Genomic DNA, 20,752 nt, shown 5'->3' with positions numbered 1-20,752 from the left:
GAAGGAGGGCGCGAAGGGGCCGGGGGACATCTGGGAGAAGGAGGTCGCCCTCCAGATTGCCCAGCGGCTGCGCGAGAAGCTGGAGGCGGCGGGCAGCGAGGTGTTCCTCACCCGCGAGCACGACACGGCGATGGCGCTGGCGGAGCGGGTGGCGTTCTCCAACGTCCAGCGGCCGGACCTCTTCCTCTCCATCCACGCCAACTCCATGCCCACGAAGCGGCTGCGCGAGCGCACCGAGGGCATCGAGACGTACTTCCTGTCCGCCAACGCCTCCGGCGAGGCGGCGCGAGCGGTGGCGGACCGGGAGAACGCGGAAGCGCCCACGGCCCGCTCGGCGCGTGGCCACTCCACGCTGTCCTTCATCCTGGATGACCTGGCGCGCACGGAGGCGCACTCGGACGCGTCCCGGCTGGCCTACGCCATCCACCCGCGCCTCGTGGCCCGGAGTGGGGCTGCGGACCGGGGCGTGCAGCAGGCGCCGTTCTTCGTCCTCACGGGCGTGGAGGCACCGGCGGTGCTGATTGAGGTGGGCTTCATCTCCCACCCCCAGGAGGGCGCCCGGCTGGGCAAGGGCGCGTACCAGGAGGCGCTGGCGCAGGCCATCTCGGAGGGCGTGCAGGCCTTCCTCCGGGAGACGCGGCGCCGGGACATGACGCCGTCCGCGCCGGTGGCTGGATCCACCGGGCCCTGATAAAGCCGGAGGCTCACGTCCTCTCGCGTCAGGAGTCTCCCCCCGTGCGTTCCTTCCAACGTGGTGCGCTGGACCTGCGGCCCGTCACCCTCACGCCCAACGTCAACCGCTACGCGGAGGGCTCCGTGCAGGTGGAGTTCGGCCACACGAAGGTGCTCGTCACCTGCTCGGTGGAGGACCGCGTCCCGCCGCACCTGATGGGCAAGGGCTCCGGCTGGGTGACGGCCGAGTACGGCATGCTCCCCCGCGCCACGCACACCCGTGGCGCGCGCGAGGCCGCCAAGGGCAAGCAGACCGGGCGCACCATGGAGATCCAGCGGCTCATCGGTCGCGCGCTGCGCGCCGCCGTGGACCTGCCCTCGCTGGGCGTCCGCACCTTCACGCTGGACTGCGACGTCATCCAGGCGGACGGCGGCACGCGCACCGCGTCCATCACCGGCGCGTACGTGGCGCTGGTGATGGCGATGCGCTCGCTCAACAAGCCGGGGATGCTCGCGAAGCTCACCCCGCTGGCCGCCGTGTCGGTGGGCGTGGTGAACGGCGAGGTGCGCGTGGACCTGGACTACGACGAGGACTCCACCGCGGACGTGGACCTGAACCTCGTGGCCACGGCGGACGGCCGCATCGTGGAGGTGCAGGGCACGGCGGAGCACAAGCTCTTCGACCGCAAGGCGATGGACGCGATGCTGGACGGAGGACTCGCCGCCATCCAGCAGCTCGCCGCCGCGCAGGCGAAGGTGCTGGGATGAAGCCCCGGCTGCTCTTCGCCACGGGCAACGCGGGCAAGCTGCGCGAATTGCGCGTGCTCGTGGGGGACGCGGTGGAGGTGGTGTCCCTCAAGGACCTGCCCCCCGTGCCCGAACCGGAGGAGGACGGCGCCACCTTCGAGGCCAACGCGGTGAAGAAGGCCCGCGCCTATTCGGAGGCCACCGGCCTGCCCGCGCTCGCGGACGACTCGGGGCTGTGCGTGGACGCGCTCGACGGACGGCCGGGCGTGCTCTCCGCGCGCTATGCGCCGGGGGATGACCGGGCCCGGTACGAGAAGCTGCTCGCGGAGCTGGCCGGCGTACCGGATGAGAAGCGCACCGCTTCCTTCCGCTGCGCCCTGGCGCTGGTGACGGGCAAGGGTGAGCCCCGGGTGGAGGTGGGCCGCTGCGAGGGCCTCATCCTGCACGCCCCGAAGGGGACGAACGGCTTCGGCTACGACCCGGTGTTCCAGGTGGAGGGGGAGGGGGGCCGCTCGATGGCGGAGCTGGCGCCGGAGGAGAAGGCGCGGGTGTCGCACCGGGCCCGGGCCTTCCAGCTGATGCGGCGCCATCTGTTGGCGCTCTGACCGGGCAGACGGGCAGTCAGGAACTGCGATCTTGCGCGTCCGTCCGCGTTGGGCGAAGAATGCGGCACTTCTCGGGGCGTAGCGCAGCCTGGTAGCGCACCTGCCTTGGGCGCAGGGGGTCGGAGGTTCGAATCCTCTCGCCCCGACTTGAAGTGCAGTCGTCGCAAGCAGCAAGGGTTTCCCCGGCAGGCTCCAGTAGCTCAGCTGGATAGAGCACCGACCTTCTAAGTCGGGGGTCGCAGGTTCGAGTCCTGCCTGGGGCGCCAACCTGCTGAAGGGTTGTTGATTTGGGCCTTGAACGGCCCCGGTTTCCACGGTAGGGAGACCGCCGCTTCAAGCCGTGACGTGTGGGTGAGTGACGGCGGACATAGCTCAACTGGTTAGAGCGCCGGACTGTGACTCCGGAGGTTGCCGGTTCGATCCCGGTTGTCCGCCCTTCTTCTTCGCTTCCCGCCGCGCCTATAGCTCAACTGGATAGAGCATCGGCCTTCGAAGCCGAGGGTTGGGGGTTCAAGTCCCTCTGGGCGCACTGTCTCAACCCCCTCGAAGCCGCGTTTGACGCTGGTTCCCTCCAGCTCCGTGCTCATGGATGCGCCGCTCCAGTTCCTTCGTGTCGCAGGCGGAAACGGCCGTGATTGCAGTCACCTTCGGACGTGATCAGTCATGCTTGAGAGCATCCTGGACGGCGTCACGCCTACGGAGGTCTTCCGGCGCATGTTGGCGCTGGAGCCTGGGTTGGCCTGCGGAGCTCGCGAGGCGGTTCATGGACTGCTTCGAGGATGCCGATAGCATCGCGATGCAGTTCATCTGGCACTGGGAACGTCCAGGTATCAGGCTGGGCTTGAGCGACGAGGACGAGAATCGACTCCTGATCGAATTGCTCCGTGCCTCGGGGTATGCGGTGCCAGCGCCGAAGTGAGGGTGCCGCAAAGCCAAACGCCCGCGCCCCCCACTTCCGGGACGCGGGCGTTGTCTCATCCAGCGCTACGCTCCTGGACTCAGGCCTCCGGAGTCGTCCCGGCGCCGTCCTTGTCCTTGCTCGTGGGCACCCGGCAGCGCAGCTCCGTCTCCGCCTCCAGCGCGGTGAGGTTCTCCCGCATCGCCTTCGCCCAGCGGGCCCGGGGCTGCTCCATCAGCTTCTCGTGCGCCAGGTCGATGGTCTCGCTCAGCTCGTCGTCGGAGAGCTCGGAGGCCGTCTTCCCCTTGTGCGGACCGAACGCCACCACCACCGCGCTCGCCTTGGGACGCTCGGGCGTCGTCGCCGCGGGAGCCGTGGCCTTGGCCGTGGCGACGGGCGCCAGGGGCACGTCGATGGCCAGCTGTTGCGCCAGCTCCTTCGCCTCCGCCTCCGCCGGACGGGCCTCCGCCGCCGGGACGGGGGCCGGGGCCAGGGTGGGGAAGGACGCCTTCACCGGCCCGGGCTTGGAGCCCAGCACCTCGTAGGCGCCCGTCGGAGGCACGGGCTCGTCGTGGACGGCGAGCCCGGGGCCGCCTGCGTGGGCGTCGTACTCCTCGGCCGGCATCTCCTCGCGCACGTACAGGCCGCCGAAGGCCTCCGGGTAGGCCTTGCGCAGCGCCGCCACCCGGGCGCACTTCTCGATCATCGTCGTGGGAATCTTGGCCCACAGGGGCGTCTGCTGGACGTAGCCGGCGAAGTCCAGCCACACCACGACGGGCAGCTTCCCCTCACGCACCACCCGCGACCAGGCGCCCACGAGCGCGCCCTTGCGCTTGGCCGGGTTGAAGCGGTGCACCACCTCCCCCTTGCCCTGATCCACGACGATTTCGTCCTCGGCGAACACGGCGCTCGCCTGGATGCCCTTGAAGTCCGGGAAGCGCTCCGCCCGGGCGAGCATGCCGGCCTCCGAGGGCTGGAACTCGTACTTCGTCACCCAGTTGGGCCGCTCGCGGTTGCCGATGTTCTGGCGCCGCGCGACGCAGAAGGCTTCCTTGAGCAGCGGGTCCAGCCCGCTGCGCTTGCACTGCTCGATGAAGAGGGCGAACTCGTCCTCGCTGATCCCCCGCGGGCAGATGGTCCGCTTCACCAGGTCCACCCGCTCCCGGTTCCACGCCGCGCCATGCTGGGACGTCGTTCCTTCCGCCTTCACGTTGCCTTCCATCACTGTCATCTCCCGCATCCACTGCTCCTCGAAAAGGACGGACGACCCTCGCCCGCCCACCTGGTTGCCCGGGGGACGCCGCACTCCTCGTGAAGGGAGCTGCTCCAGCAGGCCCTGCTACAGGCCTGCAGCGCGAACCGCGGTGAGGATCAACATGCAGGTGGGGTCTGACGTTCGCATCGTCGCGTGGACCCGGGACTGCCCGGCCGCATGCCCGGCATCCGTTCACGACACGGGGAATGGAAGGGGGGGCGCAAAAACGTTTTGACAGCGCGGGCGGCGACCGGTATTCACCGCCGCCACTCGGTGTCGCGCAGCCAACGCGCCGAGGCCAAGCAGTCGGGAGCGTAGCTCAATTGGCAGAGCAATGGACTCTTAATCCATAGGTTGTGGGTTCGATTCCCTCCGCTCTCACTCGCAGGGCCCCTTCAGAAGCTGAAGGGGCCCTGTTTCTTTTCCGGCATCCCTCCCTCCCGAAAGGGCCCTGGGGGCGCCGGGGAGGGCCCTGTCCCGCCCGGAGGTTTCGCGGTAGGACGCGGTGGACGGTCGCGCGACGCGTCGGGCGGGTGGCGAAACTGGTAGACGCGCCAGACTTAGGATCTGGTACCGCAAGGTGTGAGGGTTCGAGTCCCTCCTCGCCCATTTCGCGTTGACCCGTTCGTGCCTATCCCCTAAAGCCGCACGTCCCACTTTCCGGTTGCCGCCCCGGGACGCGAAGGCGCCCGTGGAGGCGGCGAGCGAGGCCCGCATGAAGGTCCAGGTCGAGGAGCTCTCTCCCATCGAGAAGAAGCTCTCCATCGAGGTCGACAACGCCCGCGTGGCGGAGGAGCTCAACCGCGCGTACGCCGCGCTCAGCGGTCAGGTGAAGCTGCCTGGTTTCCGCCAGGGCAAGGTTCCCCGCCGCATCCTGGAGCAGCGCTTCCGCGAGCAGGTGGAGGACGACGTCATCCAGCGCGTGGTGCAGAAGGCCTACCTGGACGCCGTGCGCGAGCACAAGGTGGAGGCCGTCGCCTCGCCCCAGGTGACCAACTCCGGCCTCAAGCCCAACGCCCCCTTCAACTTCGAGGCCCGCGTGGAGGTGAAGCCGCGCGTGGAGGCGAAGGACTACGAGGGCGTGGCGCTCACGAAGAGCGACACCGCCGTCACCGACGAAGCCGTCAACGAGCAGATCGAGCGCATGCGCCAGTCGCTCGGCCGCATCGAGCCCGTCACGGACCGCGACACCGTGGCCTCCGGCGACCAGGTCACCATCGACTTCGAGGCGAAGGTGGAGGGCAACCCGTTCCCCGGCAGCAAGGCGGACGGCATCGGCGTGCGCGTGCAGGCGGGCGAGCTCATCGAGGGCAACATCGCCGCGCTGGAGGGCGTGAAGGTCGGCGAGTCCAAGGACATCGACTACGTCTTCCCCCAGGACTACCAGGCGGAGGAGGTGCGCGGAAAGACGGCCACCTTCCACATCACCGTCAAGGAGCTGAAGAAGGCCATCGTCCCGGAGCTCAACGACGACTTCGCGAAGCAGACCGGCGTGGCGCAGTCCATGGACGAACTGCGCACCAAGCTGCGCTCGGACCTGGAGAAGGCCAAGAAGAACCAGTCCCAGGTGGACGAGCGCGACGCGCTCATCAAGGCCCTGCTGGAGAAGAACGCCTTCGACGTGCCCCGCGCCATGGTGGAGCGCGCCATCGACTCCATGATGGAGGGCGCCTTCCGCCAGATGCAGCGCCAGGGCATCGACCCGCGCCAGCTCAACCTGGACTTCAACCGGCTGCGCGAGGAGATGCGCGAGAAGGCCGTCCTGGAGGTGAAGGGCACGCTGCTCTTCGAGGCCATTGCCCAGCAGCAGAACATCCAGGCGTCCGAAGAGGACGTGGACAAGCGCATCGAGGACCTCGCCATCGAGGCCAACCAGCCCGTCGCCCAGGTGAAGAAGTACTTCAAGGGCCCGGACGAGCGCCTGGGGTTGTCTCTGCGACTCCGCGAGGAAAAGACGATTGAATTCCTCAAGGGTCGGGCGAAGTATTCTTGAGGCTTTTTCCGTAGGTCTCCGGCGTCCCTTCTAGAGGTCCATCGACATGCCCTTCATGCCCGTCCCCTACGTCATCGAGCAGACCCACCGGGGTGAGCGCTCGTACGACATCTACAGCCGGCTCCTGAAGGACCGCATCGTCATGCTGGGAACGGAGATTGACGACGACGTGGCCAACGCCATCGTCGCCCAGCTCCTGTTCCTGGAGTCGGAAGACCCGGACAAGGACATCAACCTCTACATCAACTCGCCGGGCGGCTCCGTCACGGCGGGCCTCGCCATCTACGACACGATGCAGTACGTCAAGGCGCCCGTCTCCACCATCTGCGTGGGGCAGGCGGCCTCCATGGGCGCGGTGCTGCTCTTGGCCGGGGCGAAGGGCAAGCGCTACTCGCTGCCGTCCAGCCGCATCATGATCCACCAGCCCCTGGGCGGGGCGCGCGGGCAGGCGACGGACATCGAAATCCAGGCCCGTGAAATCCTCCGGATGAAGGCCAAGCTCAACGAGCTGATCGTCAAGCACACCGGCCAGACCATCGAGCGGGTGGAGAAGGACACGGACCGCGACTACTTCATGAGCGCGAACGAGGCCAAGGCCTACGGCATCCTGGACTCCATCCAGGACCCCCGGAAGACGGCGGGCGTGAAGGCCGAAGAGAAGAAGTAGACACAGGGACCGGGGTGGCAGGGACTCGGTCGGCGGCCGGGGGTGCTGGGAATCCGTTCCCGCGCCTCCGGCTTTCTGCTTTCCCCCTCGCGCCCATTTTCTCCTTGTTAAGTACCCTGAAGGTGCATGGACGCCCCGGATGGGGGCTGACTAGATTGGGCTGGGGCAGGGACTGGATGCGAAGCGGGTTGGGGCCTTTCAGGCGCAGCGAGGGATTTCATGGCGGGTAAGAACGTGGAGAAGCGAGACAACCAGACCCTCTGCTGCTCCTTCTGCGGCAAGTCGCAGAAGGAAGTGAAGAAGCTCATCGCGGGGCCGACGGTCTACATCTGCGACGAGTGCATCGGGCTGTGCAACGACATCATCGCGGAGGAGATCGACCGCGAGGAGACGAAGGACACCAAGCTGCGCATCCCCCGGCCCTCGGAGATCAAGGCCGTGCTGGACGAGTACGTCATCGGCCAGGAGCGCGCGAAGAAGACGCTGTCGGTGGCCGTGCACAACCACTACAAGCGCATCGAGTCCAAGGTCGCGATGGACGACGTGGAGCTGCAGAAGAGCAACATCCTGCTCCTCGGCCCCACCGGCTCCGGCAAGACGCTGCTCGCGCAGACGCTCGCGCGCATCCTCAACGTCCCCTTCACCATCGCGGACGCCACGTGCCTCACCGAGGCCGGTTACGTGGGCGAGGACGTGGAGAACATCATCGTCAACCTGCTCCAGGCGGCCGACCACGACATCGAGCGCGCGCAGCGGGGCATCGTCTACATCGACGAAATCGACAAGATTGCCCGCAAGTCGGAGAACCCCTCCATCACCCGCGACGTGAGCGGCGAGGGCGTGCAGCAGGCGCTCCTGAAGATCATCGAAGGCACGGTGGCCAACGTCCCGCCCAAGGGCGGACGCAAGCACCCCCAGCAGGAGTTCCTGCAGGTGGACACCACCAACATCCTCTTCATCTGCGGCGGCGCCTTTGGTGGCCTGGAGCAGGTGATTGAGCGGCGCCTGGGGGGCCGCAGCCTGGGCTTCGGCGCGGAGATCCAGTCGCGCAAGCAGCGCAACCTGAGCGAGCTGCTGCGCCAGGTGGAGCCGGAGGACCTGCTCAAGTTCGGCATGATTCCGGAGTTCATCGGCCGTCTGCCCATCATCACCGCGCTGGAGGAGCTGGACGAGGTCGCGCTGGTGAACATCCTGGGCGAGCCCAAGAACGCGCTCACCAAGCAGTACCGCAAGCTCTTCGAACTGGACGGCGTGTCGCTGAAGTTCACCGACGGGGCCCTCAAGGCCATCGCGTCGGAGGCCATCCGCCGCAAGGCCGGCGCCCGAGGCCTGCGCTCCATCCTGGAGACGGCCATGCTGGACGTGATGTACGAGATCCCGTCCCGCAAGACGGCCCGCGAGGTGCTCATCTCCGAGGAGGTCATCCTCAAGAAGAGCGAGCCCGTGGTGCTCCACTCGCAGGACAACAAGGAGACCCCGGAGCCGAAGAAGGAATCGGCCTGAGGCAGCCCGACCCGCGCAAGCGGCCGTGAGGGCATGACGGGGCGCGTCACGGTGAACCCGCGGGAAGCTCCGCGGGACCGGGGCGGGCCCCGTGTCCTTTCGTGGGGCCAGGCGGGAGGGCGAGCCCGCACTTTTTCCGGGCCGGGGGCGGGGCCTTCTTGTATCTGCTGTGCCCCATGAGAAAGCTGCTCGTGCCCGCCCTGTTGTCGCTCGCGGCCTGCGCTTCCACGAAGGAAGCCACGCGCGAAGAGGTCCCCGCGTCCGCGTCATCGGATGCGCAGTCGGCGGTGGGCGCGGGCGCACCGGCCCAGGAGGGCCCTTCACGCATGGCTTACCCGGCGACCCGCGCGGATGCGGTGGTGGACACGCTGCACGGACAGCAGGTGGCGGACCCGTACCGCTGGCTGGAGAACGAGAAGTCGCCGGAGGTCCAGGCCTGGATGAAGGCCCAGGACGCGCTGGCCCGCGACGCCATCGACAAGATGCCGGGCCGGGACGCGCTGGCGAAGCGCTTCAAGGACCTGTTCTATGTGGACTCCGTCTCCGCCCCCGCGCGGCGCGGCCAGCGCTACTTCTTCATGCGCACCCACAAGGACAAGGAGAAGGCCATCGTCTACTGGCGCGACGGCGAGTCGGGGCCGGAGAAGGTGCTGCTGGATCCCAACGGCTGGAGCAAGGACGGCACCGTGTCCCTGGGCACGTGGGCGCCGTCTTGGGACGGCAAGCGCGTGGTCTTCGCGCAGAAGCCCAACGCCGCGGACGAGGCCGTGCTCCACGTGATGGACGTGGCCTCCGGCGAGTGGTCCAAGGTGGACGTGATTGAAGGCGCCAAGTACGCCCAGCCCAGCTGGACGCCGGACGGCAAGGGCTTCTACTACGAGTGGCTGCCCACGGCCCCCTCCATCCCGGTGGACGCGCGGCCGGGCTACACCACGCTCAAGTTCCACGTGCTGGGGCAGGACCCGAAGAACGACGTCGTGGTGCATGAGCGCACCGGTGACCCGACGACGTTCCTCCAGGGCGAGCTGTCCCGGGACGGCAAGTACCTCTTCGTCTCCATCCTGCGCGGCTGGAGCGAGAACGACGTCTACTGGAAGCACCCGGGGGACAAGGACTGGCGCCTGCTCGTGAAGGGCAAGGGGGCCAAGTACAACGTCTTCTCCTGGAAGGACCGCTTCTACGTCGTCACCGACGAGGGCGCCCCGCGCCAGCGCGTCTTCGGCGTGGACCCGAAGAAGCCCGAGCGCGCGAACTGGAAGGAGCTGGTGCCGGAGGACCCGAAGGCGTCCCTGGGGGGCGTGTCGCTGGTGGGCGGCCACCTGGCGCTGGAGTACCTCAAGGACGCCACGACGGAGCTGCGCATCACCACGCTGGAGGGCAGGCCCGTGCGCACGGTGCAGCTGCCCGGCGTGGGCGCCGCCTCCAACCTGGCGGGCCTGGAGGACCAGGACGACGCCTACTTCGCCTTCAGCTCCTTCACCACGCCCCGGCAGGTCTACAAGACGTCGGTGGCGAGCGGGAAGGTGGACCTGTGGGCGAAGGTGGAGGTGCCCATGGACCCGGACGCGTACGCGGTGGAGCAGGTGTTCTACCCGTCGAAGGACGGCACCCGGGTGCCCATGTTCCTCGTCTACAAGAAGGGGCTGAAGAAGGACGGCACCGCGCCCACGCTCCTGTACGGGTACGGCGGCTTCTTCGTCAGCATGCAGCCCACCTTCCGCGCGAGCATCCTGCCGTGGCTGGACGCGGGCGGCATCTACGCGGTGGCCAACCTGCGCGGCGGCGGCGAGTACGGCACCGCGTGGCACGACGCGGGCAAGGGCGCGAACAAGCAGAACGTGTTCGACGACTTCACGGGCGCGGCCGAGTTCCTCGCGAAGCAGAAGTACACGCAGCCGAAGAAGCTGGCCATCTACGGCGGCAGCAACGGCGGCCTGCTGGTGGGCGCGGCGATGACGCAGCGGCCGGAGCTGTTCGGCGCGGTGGTGTGCGGCGTGCCGCTCCTGGACATGGTGCGCTACCACCTGTTCGGCAGCGGGCGCACGTGGGTGCCGGAGTACGGTTCCGCGGAGGACGCGGCGCAGTTCAAGACGCTGTACGCCTACTCGCCCTACCACCATGTGCGCCAGGACGTGCGCTACCCGGCGCTCCTGATGATGGCGTCGGACCACGACGACCGCGTGGACCCCATGCACGCGCGCAAGTTCGTGGCCGCGGTGCAGAACGCGAAGGGCAATCAGGCGGCCACGCTGCTACGGATTGAGGCGAACGCGGGCCACGGAGGGGCGGACCAGGTGGCGAAGGCCATCGAGTCCAGCGCGGACATGTACGCCTTTCTCTTCCAGGCCCTGGGTGTGGCTCGCCCGGAGGGCGAGGTGGCGGCCGAGGGCCGCTGAAACCCCGGGAGGACACTGTCCACCCCCGGGGTGTTCCCTTGAAGGCAGGGCCCGGACCCCCAATCTTGTGACGGGAACGGCGGCCCTGAGCGGCGTGTTATAGAGCGGTGTTTCACCCTGCATGCGCGCTCGGCATGTGGGCAACTCTTGAAGGGCCTGCCCGGCTGGCAGGCCAGCGGGTGGCGGATACATGTTCTTCGGACGTGACGACAAGAAGGAAGCCCAGAAGCGGGGACTCACCATCCCGCTCTTGCCCCTTCGGGACATCATCGTGTTCCCGCACATGGTGGTGCCGCTGTTCGTCGGACGTGAGAAGTCGATCGCGGCCCTGAAGGACGCGATGGCCCACAAGGGGCCGGATGACAAGGCCGTCATCCTGCTGGCCGCCCAGAAGAAGGCGAAGACCAACGACCCCTCGCCGGACGACATCTTCCACTTCGGCACCATCGGGCACCTCATCCAGCTGCTGCCGCTCCCCGACGGGACGATGAAGGTCCTGGTGGAGGGCGTGCGCCGGGCCAAGGTGAAGAAGTTCCACCCGAACGACGCCTTCTTCATGGTGGAGGTGGATGAAGTCGAAGAGTCGCTCGAGAAGAGCGTGGAGCTGGAGGCGCTGGTGCGCTCCGTCCACTCCGTCTTCGAAGCGTTCGTGAAGCTCAACAAGCGCATCCCGCCCGAGATGCTGATGCAGGTCGCCAGCATCGACGACCCGGCGCGCCTGGCGGACACCATCGTCGCGCACCTGTCGCTGAAGCTGAACGACAAGCAGGCGCTGCTTGAGACGGAGTCCCCGGCCAAGCGGCTGGAGAAGCTCTACGAACTCATGCAGGGCGAGATCGAGATCCTCCAGGTGGAGAAGAAGATCCGCACGCGCGTCAAGAAGCAGATGGAGAAGACCCAGAAGGAGTACTACCTGAATGAGCAGATGCAGGCCATTCAGAAGGAACTGGGTGAGCGCGACGAGTTCAAGAACGAGATCCAGGAGATTGAAGAGAAGCTGAAGAACAAGCGGATGAGCAAGGAGGCCACGCTCAAGGTCAAGAAGGAGCTGAAGAAGCTCCGGATGATGAGCCCGATGAGCGCCGAGGCCACGGTCGTCCGCAACTACATCGACTGGATCATCAGCCTGCCCTGGTACGACGAGACCCAGGACCGGCTGGACGTCACCGAAGCGGAGCGGGTGCTCAACGAGGACCACTACGGCTTGAAGAAGCCGAAGGAGCGCATCCTCGAGTACCTGGCCGTGCAGCAGCTGGTGAAGAAGCTGAAGGGCCCCGTGCTGTGCTTCGTGGGTCCTCCGGGCGTGGGCAAGACGTCGCTGGCGCGCAGCATCGCGCGGGCCACGGGCCGCAAGTTCGTGCGCCTGTCGCTGGGCGGCGTGCGTGACGAGGCCGAAATCCGCGGCCACCGCCGCACGTACATCGGCGCGATGCCGGGCAAGCTCATCCAGTCCCTGAAGAAGGCGGGCAGCAACAACCCCGTGTTCCTCCTGGACGAGATCGACAAGATGTCCACGGACTTCCGTGGCGACCCGAGCGCGGCGCTGCTGGAGGTGCTGGACCCGGAGCAGAACCACAACTTCAATGATCACTACCTGGACCTCGACTACGACCTGTCCAAGGTGATGTTCATCTGCACCGCGAACACGATGCACAACATCCCCGGTCCGCTGCAGGACCGCATGGAAGTCATCCGCATCGCGGGGTACACGGAGCCGGAGAAGCTCTCCATCGCCCGGCGCTACCTCATCCCGAAGGAGCAGGAGGCCAACGGGCTGGCGGACCTGAAGATCGACATCAGCAACGACGCGCTGAAGACCATCGTGCACCGGTACACGCGCGAGTCGGGCGTGCGTTCGCTCGAGCGTGAGATTGGCGGCGTGTTCCGCAAGATTGCCCGCGACGTGCTGAAGAACGGCAAGCGCGACCTCATCGAGGTGGACCGCAAGCAGGCGATGAAGTTCCTGGGCACGCCCCGCTTCCGCTACGGCGTGGCGGAGCGCGAGGACCAGGTGGGCATCGTCACGGGCCTCGCCTGGACGGAGCTGGGCGGTGAGATCCTCACCACCGAAGCCACGTCCATGCCGGGCAAGGGCAAGCTCATCATCACGGGCAAGCTGGGCGAGGTGATGCAGGAGTCGGCGCAGGCGGCCATGTCGTACGTGCGCAGCCGCGCGGAGCGCTTCGGCATCGACCGCAAGGTGTTCGAGAACTACGACATCCACGTCCACCTGCCGGAGGGCGCCATCCCCAAGGACGGTCCGTCCGCGGGCGTCACCATGGCCACGGCCCTGGTGAGCGCGCTCACCCGCGTCCCGGTCCGCCGCGACGTGGCGATGACGGGTGAAATCACCCTGCGCGGCCGCGTGCTGCCCATCGGTGGCCTCAAGGAGAAGACGCTGGCCGCGCACCGCGCGGGCATCAAGACGGTCCTCATCCCGAAGGCGAACAAGAAGGACCTGCGGGACATCCCGCTGAAGATCCGCAAGGCGCTGCGCATCGTCCCGGTGGAGTTCGTGGACGACGTGCTGCGCGAGGCGCTGCTCCTGGACAAGCCGGAGGAGTTCGGCCGCAAGGGCGCGGGCGACAACCTGAAGGGCGGCCTGACCGTGACGGCCGACGTCTCCACGCCGGTCGCGCCGGCCTGAAGCCGGGACTGACCCCGGACCCTCGCGGTCCGGGGCAGCAGTAGATGAAGCCAGGATGCCGGCCGACCCTTCCGTCGGTGGTCTCCTGGCTTCTCTCTTTTCCGGCAGGTCGGGGTAGAACGCGGACGGTGGCTCTGCGCGCTCGAATCGGGTGGTACTCGCTGGTGCTGGTGATGGCCGCGGCCTGCGGGCCGTGCGGCTTCCAGCCCGAGCCGGGCGTGAAGGTGGTGGTGCCGGCGATGCCCACCACGCTCGACTGGAGCCACTCGGACCCCACGAGCTGGGTGAACTTCCCGGTGATGCTCGCCACGCAGAAGGGGCTCACGTCGCTGGGGCCGGACCACGCGGTGGGGCCGGCGCTGGCGGAGCGCTGGGAGCGCGAGTCCGACGCCGCCGGCCACGACATCTACACCTTCCACCTGCGCCCGGACGTGAACTGGTCCGACGGCTCGCCCGTCACCGCGCGCGACTTCGTCGTCGGCTGGCACCGGGCGCTCCGGGGCCGCGAGCGCGGGGAGATGGCGGACCTGGAGGGCGCGGAGGAGGTGCTCGCGCTCCAGGAGCGCGGGGCCCCGGAGGCGGAGGTGAAGGCCGCGCTCGCCCGCGTGGGCGTGGAGGCCGTGGACGCGCGGACGCTGCGGGTGACGTTGGACAGGCCCCGGAGCTACTTCCTGGCGCGGCTCGCGAACGTGTACCCGTTCTTCCCCGCGCCGTCGGCGGACCTGGAGGGCCGGTCCGACGAAGAGGTGCGCGACTACTTCGACCGGCCCCGCGACGGCCGCCCGCTGGCGATAGGGCCCTACCGCGTCGAGCGCTGGGACCGCGCCGGGGAGCGCGTGCGCCTGGTCTACAACCCGCGCACCGCGTTTCCTCCGCCCCTGGGGCCGGGTGAGACGCCAGCGCCGGTGCTGACGCTGATGCGCTCGGAGATCGGCCCGGCGCTGTACGAGCGGGGACGCGTGGACTTCGTCTTCGTGGACAGCGCGGCGGCGCTGCGGGGGATGCGGGCCGCGGACCTGAAGCGGGAGCCCCTGCTGTCCACGTACTTCCTCGCGTTCAACACCGAGCGCCCGCCGTTGGACAGGCCCGAGGTGCGCCGGGCCCTGGCGCGCGCGCTGGACCGGGACGCGCTGCTCGCGGGCCTGCTGCCGGCCGCGCGCACGACGAACGTGCTCCTGCCGCCGGAGCTGCCGGACGCGGCCACGCCCGAGCAGGCCGCGCGCCTGCCGCGCTACGAGCCGGAGCGGGCGAAGGCGGAGCTCCAGGGTGTGAAGGGCTTGGAGCGGCCGCTGCGGCTGGTGGTGAAGGCGGGGGACTCGTTCGTGCCGGAGGAGGCGCTGGCGGAGCGCATCTCGGCGCAGCTGGCCCGGGTGGGCGTGCAGGTGGTGGTGGACTCGCGCTCGGACTTCTCCGCGGAGGTGGCGCGGCGGACGCCGCAGGGGCCTCGCGCGTATGACCTGCAGGTGCGCCGGCTGGGCGCGGACTACGCGCACCCGAACACGTTCTTCACGCTCTTCGAGCGGCAGGGCAACCACCAGACGGGCTGGGAGACGCAAGCCAGGGGCGAGCCGATGCAGCGCTTCGAGCAGCTGCTGGAGACGGCGGACGGTGAAGCGGATGCCGTGCGTGCGCGCGAGCTGTACGCGCGCGCCCAGGAGGTGCTGGTGGGCGAGCAGGCCGTCATCGTGCCGCTGTACCACCCGGACCGGTACTTCCGGGTGCGGGCGCGGCTGCGCGGCCTGGACGTGGATCCGTTCAACTTCCTCGCGCTGCGCGCGCTGCGGCTGGGCCCGGATGAGACGCCCGGGGCCCGCGCGGAAGGGCAGGGGCCTTAAGCGCATGCGCCTCATCGCGACGCGTTTCGTGCGGCAGCTCGTGCTCGTGCCGGTGGTGGCGGTGGCCTCGTACTTCCTCATGGCCGCGCTGCCGCTCACCACGGAGAGCGACGCCAAGCGGCAGGTGTCCCCGGAGCTGGCCGCGTCGTACCAGCGCGACCTGGGCATCGGGGAGCCGCTGGGCTTCCTCAGGCCCTGGCAGAAGCTCTTCGCCGGCGAGCGGCTGGGCACCAGCGCGCAGGGCATCACCGGCGACGAGCTGTTGCAGAAGCTCTCCGGCAGCGTGGGCGTGGGGCTCGTCGCGCTGCCGCTCGCGCTCGCGTGGGCGCTGGGCTTCGCGCTCCTGCGCACGCGCTGGCGGCGGGGACGGTGGGCGGTGCTGGGGGACGCGCTTCCGGCCGTCGCCTTCGGGACGCCCGTGTTCATCCCCGCGCTGCTGCTCGCCCCGTCCGTGGTGGAGCGGGGGCACCTGCTGCCGGAGCTGTGCGCGGCCGTGGTCATCTCCATCTGGCCCGGGACCTTCCTGGGCACGCTCGTGGGCGACGCGCTGGAGACGGAGCTGTCGCGCGACTACGTGCGCACCGCGCTCAGCAAGGGGTTGGACCCGGGCACCGTGCTGCGCCGCCACGTGCTGCCCAACGTGTGGCCGGCGCTGCTGGACGCGGTGACGCCGGTGGCCACCGCGCTGCTCGCGGGCTCGTTCGCCGCGGAGCGCGTCTTCGGCCTGCCGTACTTCGGCCAGCTCTACGTGCTCGCCGTGCTCAACAAGCAGGTGGCCGTCGTCGTCGTGGCCACCACCACCTTCGCCACCGTGCTCGTCGTCGTGAGCCTCACGGTGGAGCTGTTGCGCGTGAGGGTGGATCCGCGCGCCCGGGAGGCCCGCGCATGAACCGCGTTCCCTTGCGCGCCTGGGTGGGCCTGGGCCTCCTCGTGGGGCTGGGGGCCCTGAGCCTCGTGGCCGGCCGCCTGTTCCCCGAAGCGCTCGCCCAGACGTGCCCCCTGGGCATGGACCTCAACCGCCCCGACCGCAGCGTGTGCGAGCTGGCCTTCGGTGGACTGTGGGTGTCCCTGGCCGTGGGGCTGGCCGCGGGCGCCATCTCCACCGTGCTGGGGCTGGCTGTCGCGGCGCTCGCGCGACTGTCCGGCGGCGTCACCGAACAGGTGGTGCTGCGCGCGGTGGACGCGGTGTTCGCGCTGCCGGACGTGCTCGTGGTGATGGTGCTCCAACTCGCGGGGCAGTCGCTGACGGACGCGGGCCTGGGCGGGGGCCTGGGGCCCTTCGGGCTGATGGTGACGTCGCTCGCGCTGGTGGGCTGGGCAGGCCCCGCGCGCATGTTCCGGGACCGCCTGGCCACGCTGGAAGGGCAGGAGTACGTGGCCGCCGCGCGCGCCCTGGGCGGCGGGGGCGTGCATGTCCTGCGCGTGCACCTGTGGCCCATGCTCCGGCCGTTCGTGCTGGCCGTGTTCCTGAGCCGCCTGCCGAACGCCATCCTGACCGAATCCACGGTGAGCTTCTTCGGCATCGCTCGCATGGAGCCCATGTCGCTGGGCCGCTACCTGGGGACGTCCTACGCGGCGCTCATCTACGAAGGGGGCGGGCGCGTGGTCATTCCCGCGTGGGGCTTGCTCGTCCTGCTCGTGCTTGGCGCCTCGCTTGCCGCGCAGGCACTGGGAGGAGGGTTGCGTCGTCGAGTGTGAGGAATGGAGCACATTGGCGCAAAGGTTCCCTTCCAACGGAAACCCTTTGCCCTCTGGTGAACACCATGTCCCTCCCCACGGAAGAAGTTTCTCTGACCCCCGCCCGTGAAGAGCTGTCGCGTGACGACGGCCTGCGCAAGGAGGCCGTGCGCGGCGCGGTGCTCGTGGTGGAGGACGACGCCGCCCACCGGGAGCTGCTGGTGGAGATGGTGAGCCAGTGGGGCTACGACGCGATGCCGGTGGGCAGCGCGGAGGAGGCCGAGTTCGCGGTGCGCAACAAGCGCATGGACGCGGCCATCGTGGACGTGTTCCTGCCCGGCCGCAGCGGCACCACGCTGATGTCCAAGCTGCGTGAGCGCTTCCCGCAGGCGGTCCTCATTGGCGTGAGCGCGATGAGCGACGCGGCCACCGCGCGCAAGTGCAAGGGCCTGGGGGCGGACCTCTTCATCGGCAAGCCCCTGGATCCGGAGAAGCTGGCCACCGCCCTGAAGTCCAAGCACCACAGCTGGCACTGAGTGGGCAGGGGAGCGGGTTCCGGTTGCACGCCCCCGCCGGACGGCCGATGCTCCCTGTGTGAAGAACCTCGCTTCTGGCTTCCTGCTGGCCATGCCCCAGCTTGGAGACCCGAACTTCTACCGGTCGGTCATCTTGATGATCGAACACGGGGAGACGGGCTCCATGGGGCTCGTCGTGAACCGGGGAGCGCCCCTGACGCTGGGTGAGCTGGCGCGCGGTCAGTCGATGGAGATTTCGACCGACCGCGTATCGCAGCCCGTGTACGTGGGGGGCCCCGTGGAGCCCCAGCGGGGCTTCGTCCTGCACGACGATGACTCGGTGTCGGAGAAGCACGCCGTGCTCCCCGGCCTGTACCTGAGCGTCACCCTGGACGCGCTCGGCCCCCTCTTGCAGCGAAACAGTCCGCGCGTGCGCTTCTGCCTGGGGTATGCGGGCTGGGGCCCGCGGCAGCTGGAGAGCGAAATCGCCGCGGGCTCATGGCTCTACGCCGACGCGACCGCGGAAGCGGTGCTGGGGCTGGAGCCGTCGAAGCTGTGGGATGCCACCCTGCGCGGTCTGGGCGTGGACCCGGCCATGTTGGTGATGGGAAAGGGAATGAACTGATGCTCGACGCCGAGACGCTTCGCCGTTACCTCCTCGAGGCCCTGCCGGGCTCCGAGGTGGAGTTGAACGACACGACCGGGACGGGGGACCACTTCGAGGCGCGCGTGGTCAGCCCCGCGTTCGTGGGCAAGACGATGGTGGAACAGCACCAGCTCGTCTATGCGCCCCTGCAGGCGTGGTTGAAGTCCGGCGAGCTGCACGCGCTCGCGCTCAAGACCTATTCGCCCGAGCAGTGGAAGAAGCTCGGGCCCCGCTAAGAAGGAGCCAGTAGCCATGAACGACATCCTCAAGGCCCAGTTCGATGACGTGGTGAAGTCGCACCCCATCGTGCTCTTCATGAAGGGCAACGCCCTGTTCCCCCAGTGCGGCTTCTCCGCGCGGGCGCTGCAGATCCTCCAGCCCCTGGGGCCGGTGCACACGGTGGACGTGCTGGCGGACCCGGCCGTGCGCCAGGGCATCAAGGACTACTCCAACTGGCCCACCATTCCGCAGGTGTACATCCACGGGAAGTTCGTGGGCGGCTCCGACATCCTGATGGAGCTGGCCGAGCGCGGCGAGCTGCAGGACCTGGTCGCCGCGGGGAGCAAGTAGGCTTCCGAGCCGGGGCGAGCAGGGGGCTGGGAGGCCCGGGGAAGACCCGGGCCTCGTCCCCTGCGTAGAATGGCGGCGGTCGCCAGAGGGGTTCCGCCGCCTTGCTCACCGTCACACCGCCTGAATCCAAGCCGCAGGACGAGTCCACCCAGGTGCCCGGGGTCCCGGTCGCCGGGGGCCCGCTCCCGCATGGGACGAACGTCGCCGTCGCCAATCCTGGAGCCGGGGCCGGGGTCGCGGACCCGGATGATCTCGTCAGCACGGAGAAGACGCCCACGCTGGTGGACCGCGTGCAGGCGTTCCGCGCGAAGCACGAGAAGCAGGAGATGGCCCTCTTCTTCTTCGCGGGCTTCCTCTACGACGTGCTCACGCTGAGCCCCGTGGACGACACGCTGACGGAGGTGCAGAACTTCGTCTACCTGGCGTTCCTCGCGGGCCTGCTGATGCTGGAGCAGCGCTACCCGGAAGGGGTGGAGCCGCCGAAGCTCCTGCAGAAGGTGTGGCGCTTCCGCGAGGACGGCGTGCACTTCTTCCTGGGCAGCCTGCTGAGCGCCTTCACGCTGTTCCTCTTCAAGAGCTCGTCGGGCATCACGCCGCTGGTGTTCCTGGCGTTTATGTTCTCGCTGCTGGTGGCCAACGAGCTGCCGCGCTTCCGGCAGCTGGGGCCCGTCATCCGCATCGGGCTCTTCAGCCTGTGCGTGACGCTCTACTTCGCGTCGCTGTTGCCCGTGCTCATGGGGCGCGTGGGGTGGTGGGTCTTCACGCTCGCCGTCGCGCTGGGCTCCGGGAGCATCTACGGGCTCTTGCGCGTGCTCCAGCGCTGGCGTCCGGGCGACGCGGCCCTGCTGCGCACGGTGGCGGTGCCGGGCTTCGGCGCGCAGGCGATGCTGCTCGGGTGCTACCTGGTGGGCGTGATTCCGCCGGTGCCGCTGGCGGTGCAGTACAGCGGCATCTACCACGAGGTGAAGCGCGTCTCGCCGGGCGTGTACCACCTGACGTCGGAGCAGCGGCCGTGGTGGCAGGTGTGGAAGCTGTGGCACCACGGCGACCAGGAGTTCACGCTGCGGCCCGGGGAGCAGCCCGTCTACTTCTTCCGCATCTTCGCGCCCAAGGGCTTCGCGCCCTACCACGTGCGCGTGCGCTGGTATCACGACCACCCGGAGAAGGGCTGGACGTCGCTGGGCAAGGGCTACCTCGCCACGGTGAGCAGCAACGGCACCGAGGGCGGCTACCGCTTCTACGCGCGGCCCGGCACCACCCCCAAGCCGGGCGACTGGCGCGTGGTGCTGGAGACGGAGGAGGGGCATGAGATCAACCGCCTGGGCTTCACCGTCGTGCCCGACACGCGCACGGAGCCGCGCCCTGTCACGGTGGATGTGTCCACGCTGAAGATCGTCAAGCCGGTGCCCCTGGAGGAGTGGCTGAAGACGCAGCCTCCCGCGGCGGCGGTGCCGGCGAAGGCGCCCGCGGCAGCGGTGCCCGCGGCCCCGGTGCCGGCGAAGACGGCCTCGGTGCCCGTTCCTTCCGAAGCTCCGAGCGCGGTGGAGCCCGAGGCGGTGGAGCCGGGCCCAGAGGCTCCGCCAGAGGCTCCGGAAGAGGCTACGGAGCCGGCGCCTTGAGCAGCGTCACCTGACCCAGCAGTACGGGGACGGCTGTCTCCACGCGCAGGATGCGGGGGCCCAGGGAGAAGGGCTGGAAGCCGTGGGCCTCCAGCAGCTCCGCCTCGAAGGGCACCCAGCCGCCGTCCGGACCGATGGCGAGCACCACGCGCTGGGCTTCAGCGACCCCCGCTGCTTGCAGGGGCTGTCGTGCCGGCGGGTGGGGGAGCAGGCGCAGGGCGTCGGTGCCGAAGACGGCGTCCAGCTCGTCCTCGACGAAGGGGCGGAATCGCTCGCGCACCAGGACTTCCGGCGGACGTGTGTCGCGGGCCTGCTCCAGACCCTGGAGGAGCAGCTCGCGCACGAAGTCGCCTTCCAGGACCTTGGAGTCGAAGTAGCTCTTCTCCACGCGGGCCGCGTTCACCAACACCACCCGGTCCACCCCCAGCGAGGCGACCGCTGGCAGCACCTTCTTGAGCGCCTTGGGGCGGGGGATGGCGAGGAGCAGGTCCACGCCCGAGCGGGGTG

At 69.0% G+C, this 20,752-nt stretch carries 18 protein-coding genes and 6 tRNA genes; 22 read left to right on the top strand and 2 right to left on the bottom strand.

Annotated features, from left to right (window positions below):
- The 7 genes from D7X12_RS23690 to D7X12_RS23660 all read left to right on the top strand — a co-directional run.
- Positions 1 to 691 (top strand): N-acetylmuramoyl-L-alanine amidase family protein (locus tag D7X12_RS23690; RefSeq protein WP_147443784.1); only part of this gene is annotated, 691 nt, incomplete at its 5' end.
- A 44-nt stretch (positions 692 to 735) separates the two neighbouring features.
- Positions 736 to 1,440: a ribonuclease PH gene (gene rph, locus D7X12_RS23685; protein ID WP_120627549.1), complete on the top strand. Its 705-nt coding sequence runs from the start codon at positions 736 to 738 to the stop codon at positions 1,438 to 1,440.
- Positions 1,437 to 2,024, top strand: a complete 588-nt coding sequence (gene rdgB, locus D7X12_RS23680) for an RdgB/HAM1 family non-canonical purine NTP pyrophosphatase (RefSeq protein ID WP_120627548.1) — start codon at positions 1,437 to 1,439, stop codon at positions 2,022 to 2,024. Before rph ends, rdgB begins: the two co-directional genes overlap by 4 nt.
- A gap of 72 nt (positions 2,025 to 2,096) precedes the next feature.
- Positions 2,097 to 2,170 (top strand) — tRNA-Pro (locus D7X12_RS23675).
- Between the two features lie 43 nt (positions 2,171 to 2,213).
- Positions 2,214 to 2,290, top strand: a tRNA-Arg gene (locus D7X12_RS23670).
- 95 nt (positions 2,291 to 2,385) lie between these two features.
- A tRNA-His gene (locus D7X12_RS23665) sits at positions 2,386 to 2,459 on the top strand.
- A gap of 20 nt (positions 2,460 to 2,479) precedes the next feature.
- Positions 2,480 to 2,553: transfer RNA gene (locus D7X12_RS23660), tRNA-Arg, on the top strand.
- 469 nt (positions 2,554 to 3,022) lie between these two features.
- On the opposite strand, the gene bet is transcribed toward D7X12_RS23660, so the two are convergent.
- Positions 3,023 to 4,144: a phage recombination protein Bet gene (bet, locus tag D7X12_RS23655; RefSeq protein ID WP_120627547.1), complete on the bottom strand. Its 1,122-nt coding sequence runs from the start codon at positions 4,142 to 4,144 to the stop codon at positions 3,023 to 3,025.
- Between the two features lie 341 nt (positions 4,145 to 4,485).
- Between bet and D7X12_RS23650 the strand changes: the two genes are divergently transcribed.
- The 15 genes from D7X12_RS23650 to D7X12_RS23580 all read left to right on the top strand — a co-directional run bounded on the left by D7X12_RS23650 (position 4,486) and on the right by D7X12_RS23580 (position 20,245).
- Positions 4,486 to 4,558, top strand: a tRNA-Lys gene (locus D7X12_RS23650).
- 146 nt (positions 4,559 to 4,704) lie between these two features.
- Positions 4,705 to 4,786, top strand: a tRNA-Leu gene (locus D7X12_RS23645).
- Between the two features lie 106 nt (positions 4,787 to 4,892).
- Positions 4,893 to 6,170: a trigger factor gene (gene tig, locus D7X12_RS23640; RefSeq protein WP_120627551.1), complete on the top strand. Its 1,278-nt coding sequence runs from the start codon at positions 4,893 to 4,895 to the stop codon at positions 6,168 to 6,170.
- A gap of 46 nt (positions 6,171 to 6,216) precedes the next feature.
- Positions 6,217 to 6,837: an ATP-dependent Clp endopeptidase proteolytic subunit ClpP gene (clpP, locus tag D7X12_RS23635; RefSeq protein ID WP_120627546.1), complete on the top strand. Its 621-nt coding sequence runs from the start codon at positions 6,217 to 6,219 to the stop codon at positions 6,835 to 6,837.
- A 219-nt stretch (positions 6,838 to 7,056) separates the two neighbouring features.
- Positions 7,057 to 8,340: an ATP-dependent Clp protease ATP-binding subunit ClpX gene (gene clpX / locus D7X12_RS23630; RefSeq protein WP_120613034.1), complete on the top strand. Its 1,284-nt coding sequence runs from the start codon at positions 7,057 to 7,059 to the stop codon at positions 8,338 to 8,340.
- A gap of 176 nt (positions 8,341 to 8,516) precedes the next feature.
- Positions 8,517 to 10,736 (top strand): prolyl oligopeptidase family serine peptidase, encoded by a 2,220-nt coding sequence (locus D7X12_RS23625; RefSeq protein WP_208719245.1) that lies wholly within the window; start codon positions 8,517 to 8,519, stop codon positions 10,734 to 10,736.
- 190 nt (positions 10,737 to 10,926) lie between these two features.
- Entirely contained in the window at positions 10,927 to 13,383 is a 2,457-nt protein-coding gene (gene lon / locus D7X12_RS23620; protein WP_120627545.1) for an endopeptidase La, read from the top strand.
- A gap of 173 nt (positions 13,384 to 13,556) precedes the next feature.
- Positions 13,557 to 15,218, top strand: a complete 1,662-nt coding sequence (locus tag D7X12_RS23615) for a peptide ABC transporter substrate-binding protein (RefSeq protein WP_167509038.1) — start codon at positions 13,557 to 13,559, stop codon at positions 15,216 to 15,218.
- Between the two features lie 4 nt (positions 15,219 to 15,222).
- Positions 15,223 to 16,107, top strand: a complete 885-nt coding sequence (locus D7X12_RS23610; RefSeq protein ID WP_120627543.1) for an ABC transporter permease subunit — start codon at positions 15,223 to 15,225, stop codon at positions 16,105 to 16,107.
- Positions 16,104 to 16,916 carry an ABC transporter permease subunit gene (locus D7X12_RS23605; protein WP_120627542.1) on the top strand — a complete coding sequence of 271 codons (813 nt, stop codon included), beginning with the start codon at positions 16,104 to 16,106 and terminating at the stop codon, positions 16,914 to 16,916. Before D7X12_RS23610 ends, D7X12_RS23605 begins: the two co-directional genes overlap by 4 nt.
- A 65-nt stretch (positions 16,917 to 16,981) precedes the next feature.
- A complete protein-coding gene (locus tag D7X12_RS23600; protein WP_120613044.1) occupies positions 16,982 to 17,431 on the top strand; it encodes a response regulator in 450 nt (149 codons plus the stop codon).
- Positions 17,432 to 17,489: 58 nt separating this feature from the next.
- Positions 17,490 to 18,035 (top strand): YqgE/AlgH family protein, encoded by a 546-nt coding sequence (locus tag D7X12_RS23595; RefSeq protein WP_120627541.1) that lies wholly within the window; start codon positions 17,490 to 17,492, stop codon positions 18,033 to 18,035.
- Positions 18,035 to 18,292 (top strand): BolA family protein, encoded by a 258-nt coding sequence (locus D7X12_RS23590; RefSeq protein WP_120613039.1) that lies wholly within the window; start codon positions 18,035 to 18,037, stop codon positions 18,290 to 18,292. The genes D7X12_RS23595 and D7X12_RS23590 overlap by 1 nt, the downstream gene beginning before the upstream one ends.
- 16 nt (positions 18,293 to 18,308) lie before the next feature.
- Positions 18,309 to 18,626 carry a Grx4 family monothiol glutaredoxin gene (gene grxD / locus D7X12_RS23585; protein WP_120627540.1) on the top strand — a complete coding sequence of 106 codons (318 nt, stop codon included), beginning with the start codon at positions 18,309 to 18,311 and terminating at the stop codon, positions 18,624 to 18,626.
- Between the two features lie 101 nt (positions 18,627 to 18,727).
- A complete protein-coding gene (locus tag D7X12_RS23580; RefSeq protein ID WP_120627539.1) occupies positions 18,728 to 20,245 on the top strand; it encodes a DUF2914 domain-containing protein in 1,518 nt (505 codons plus the stop codon).
- On the opposite strand, the gene D7X12_RS23575 is transcribed toward D7X12_RS23580, so the two are convergent.
- Positions 20,226 to 20,752 (bottom strand): RsmE family RNA methyltransferase (locus tag D7X12_RS23575; RefSeq protein WP_147443783.1); only part of this gene is annotated, 527 nt, incomplete at its 5' end. The genes D7X12_RS23580 and D7X12_RS23575 overlap by 20 nt on opposite strands.

Source organism: Corallococcus sicarius (genome assembly GCF_003611735.1).
GTDB lineage: Bacteria > Myxococcota > Myxococcia > Myxococcales > Myxococcaceae > Corallococcus > Corallococcus sicarius.
The sequence above is the reverse complement of the archived record's forward strand: the minus strand, read 5'-3'. Positions and strand labels throughout refer to the sequence as shown.

Excerpts from the sequence above, each read along its gene's own strand:
- rdgB (WP_120627548.1), top strand. The coding sequence starts at position 1,437 with ATGAAGCCCCGGCTGCTCTTCGCCACGGGCAACGCGGGCAAGCTGCGC.
- bet (WP_120627547.1), bottom strand. The coding sequence starts at position 4,144 with ATGGAAGGCAACGTGAAGGCGGAAGGAACGACGTCCCAGCATGGCGCG.
- tig (WP_120627551.1), top strand. The coding sequence starts at position 4,893 with ATGAAGGTCCAGGTCGAGGAGCTCTCTCCCATCGAGAAGAAGCTCTCC.
- clpP (WP_120627546.1), top strand. The coding sequence starts at position 6,217 with ATGCCCTTCATGCCCGTCCCCTACGTCATCGAGCAGACCCACCGGGGT.
- clpX (WP_120613034.1), top strand. The coding sequence starts at position 7,057 with ATGGCGGGTAAGAACGTGGAGAAGCGAGACAACCAGACCCTCTGCTGC.
- D7X12_RS23625 (WP_208719245.1), top strand. The coding sequence starts at position 8,517 with ATGAGAAAGCTGCTCGTGCCCGCCCTGTTGTCGCTCGCGGCCTGCGCT.
- lon (WP_120627545.1), top strand. The coding sequence starts at position 10,927 with ATGTTCTTCGGACGTGACGACAAGAAGGAAGCCCAGAAGCGGGGACTC.
- D7X12_RS23615 (WP_167509038.1), top strand. The coding sequence starts at position 13,557 with ATGGCCGCGGCCTGCGGGCCGTGCGGCTTCCAGCCCGAGCCGGGCGTG.
- D7X12_RS23610 (WP_120627543.1), top strand. The coding sequence starts at position 15,223 with ATGCGCCTCATCGCGACGCGTTTCGTGCGGCAGCTCGTGCTCGTGCCG.
- D7X12_RS23605 (WP_120627542.1), top strand. The coding sequence starts at position 16,104 with ATGAACCGCGTTCCCTTGCGCGCCTGGGTGGGCCTGGGCCTCCTCGTG.
- D7X12_RS23600 (WP_120613044.1), top strand. The coding sequence starts at position 16,982 with ATGTCCCTCCCCACGGAAGAAGTTTCTCTGACCCCCGCCCGTGAAGAG.
- D7X12_RS23590 (WP_120613039.1), top strand. The coding sequence starts at position 18,035 with ATGCTCGACGCCGAGACGCTTCGCCGTTACCTCCTCGAGGCCCTGCCG.
- grxD (WP_120627540.1), top strand. The coding sequence starts at position 18,309 with ATGAACGACATCCTCAAGGCCCAGTTCGATGACGTGGTGAAGTCGCAC.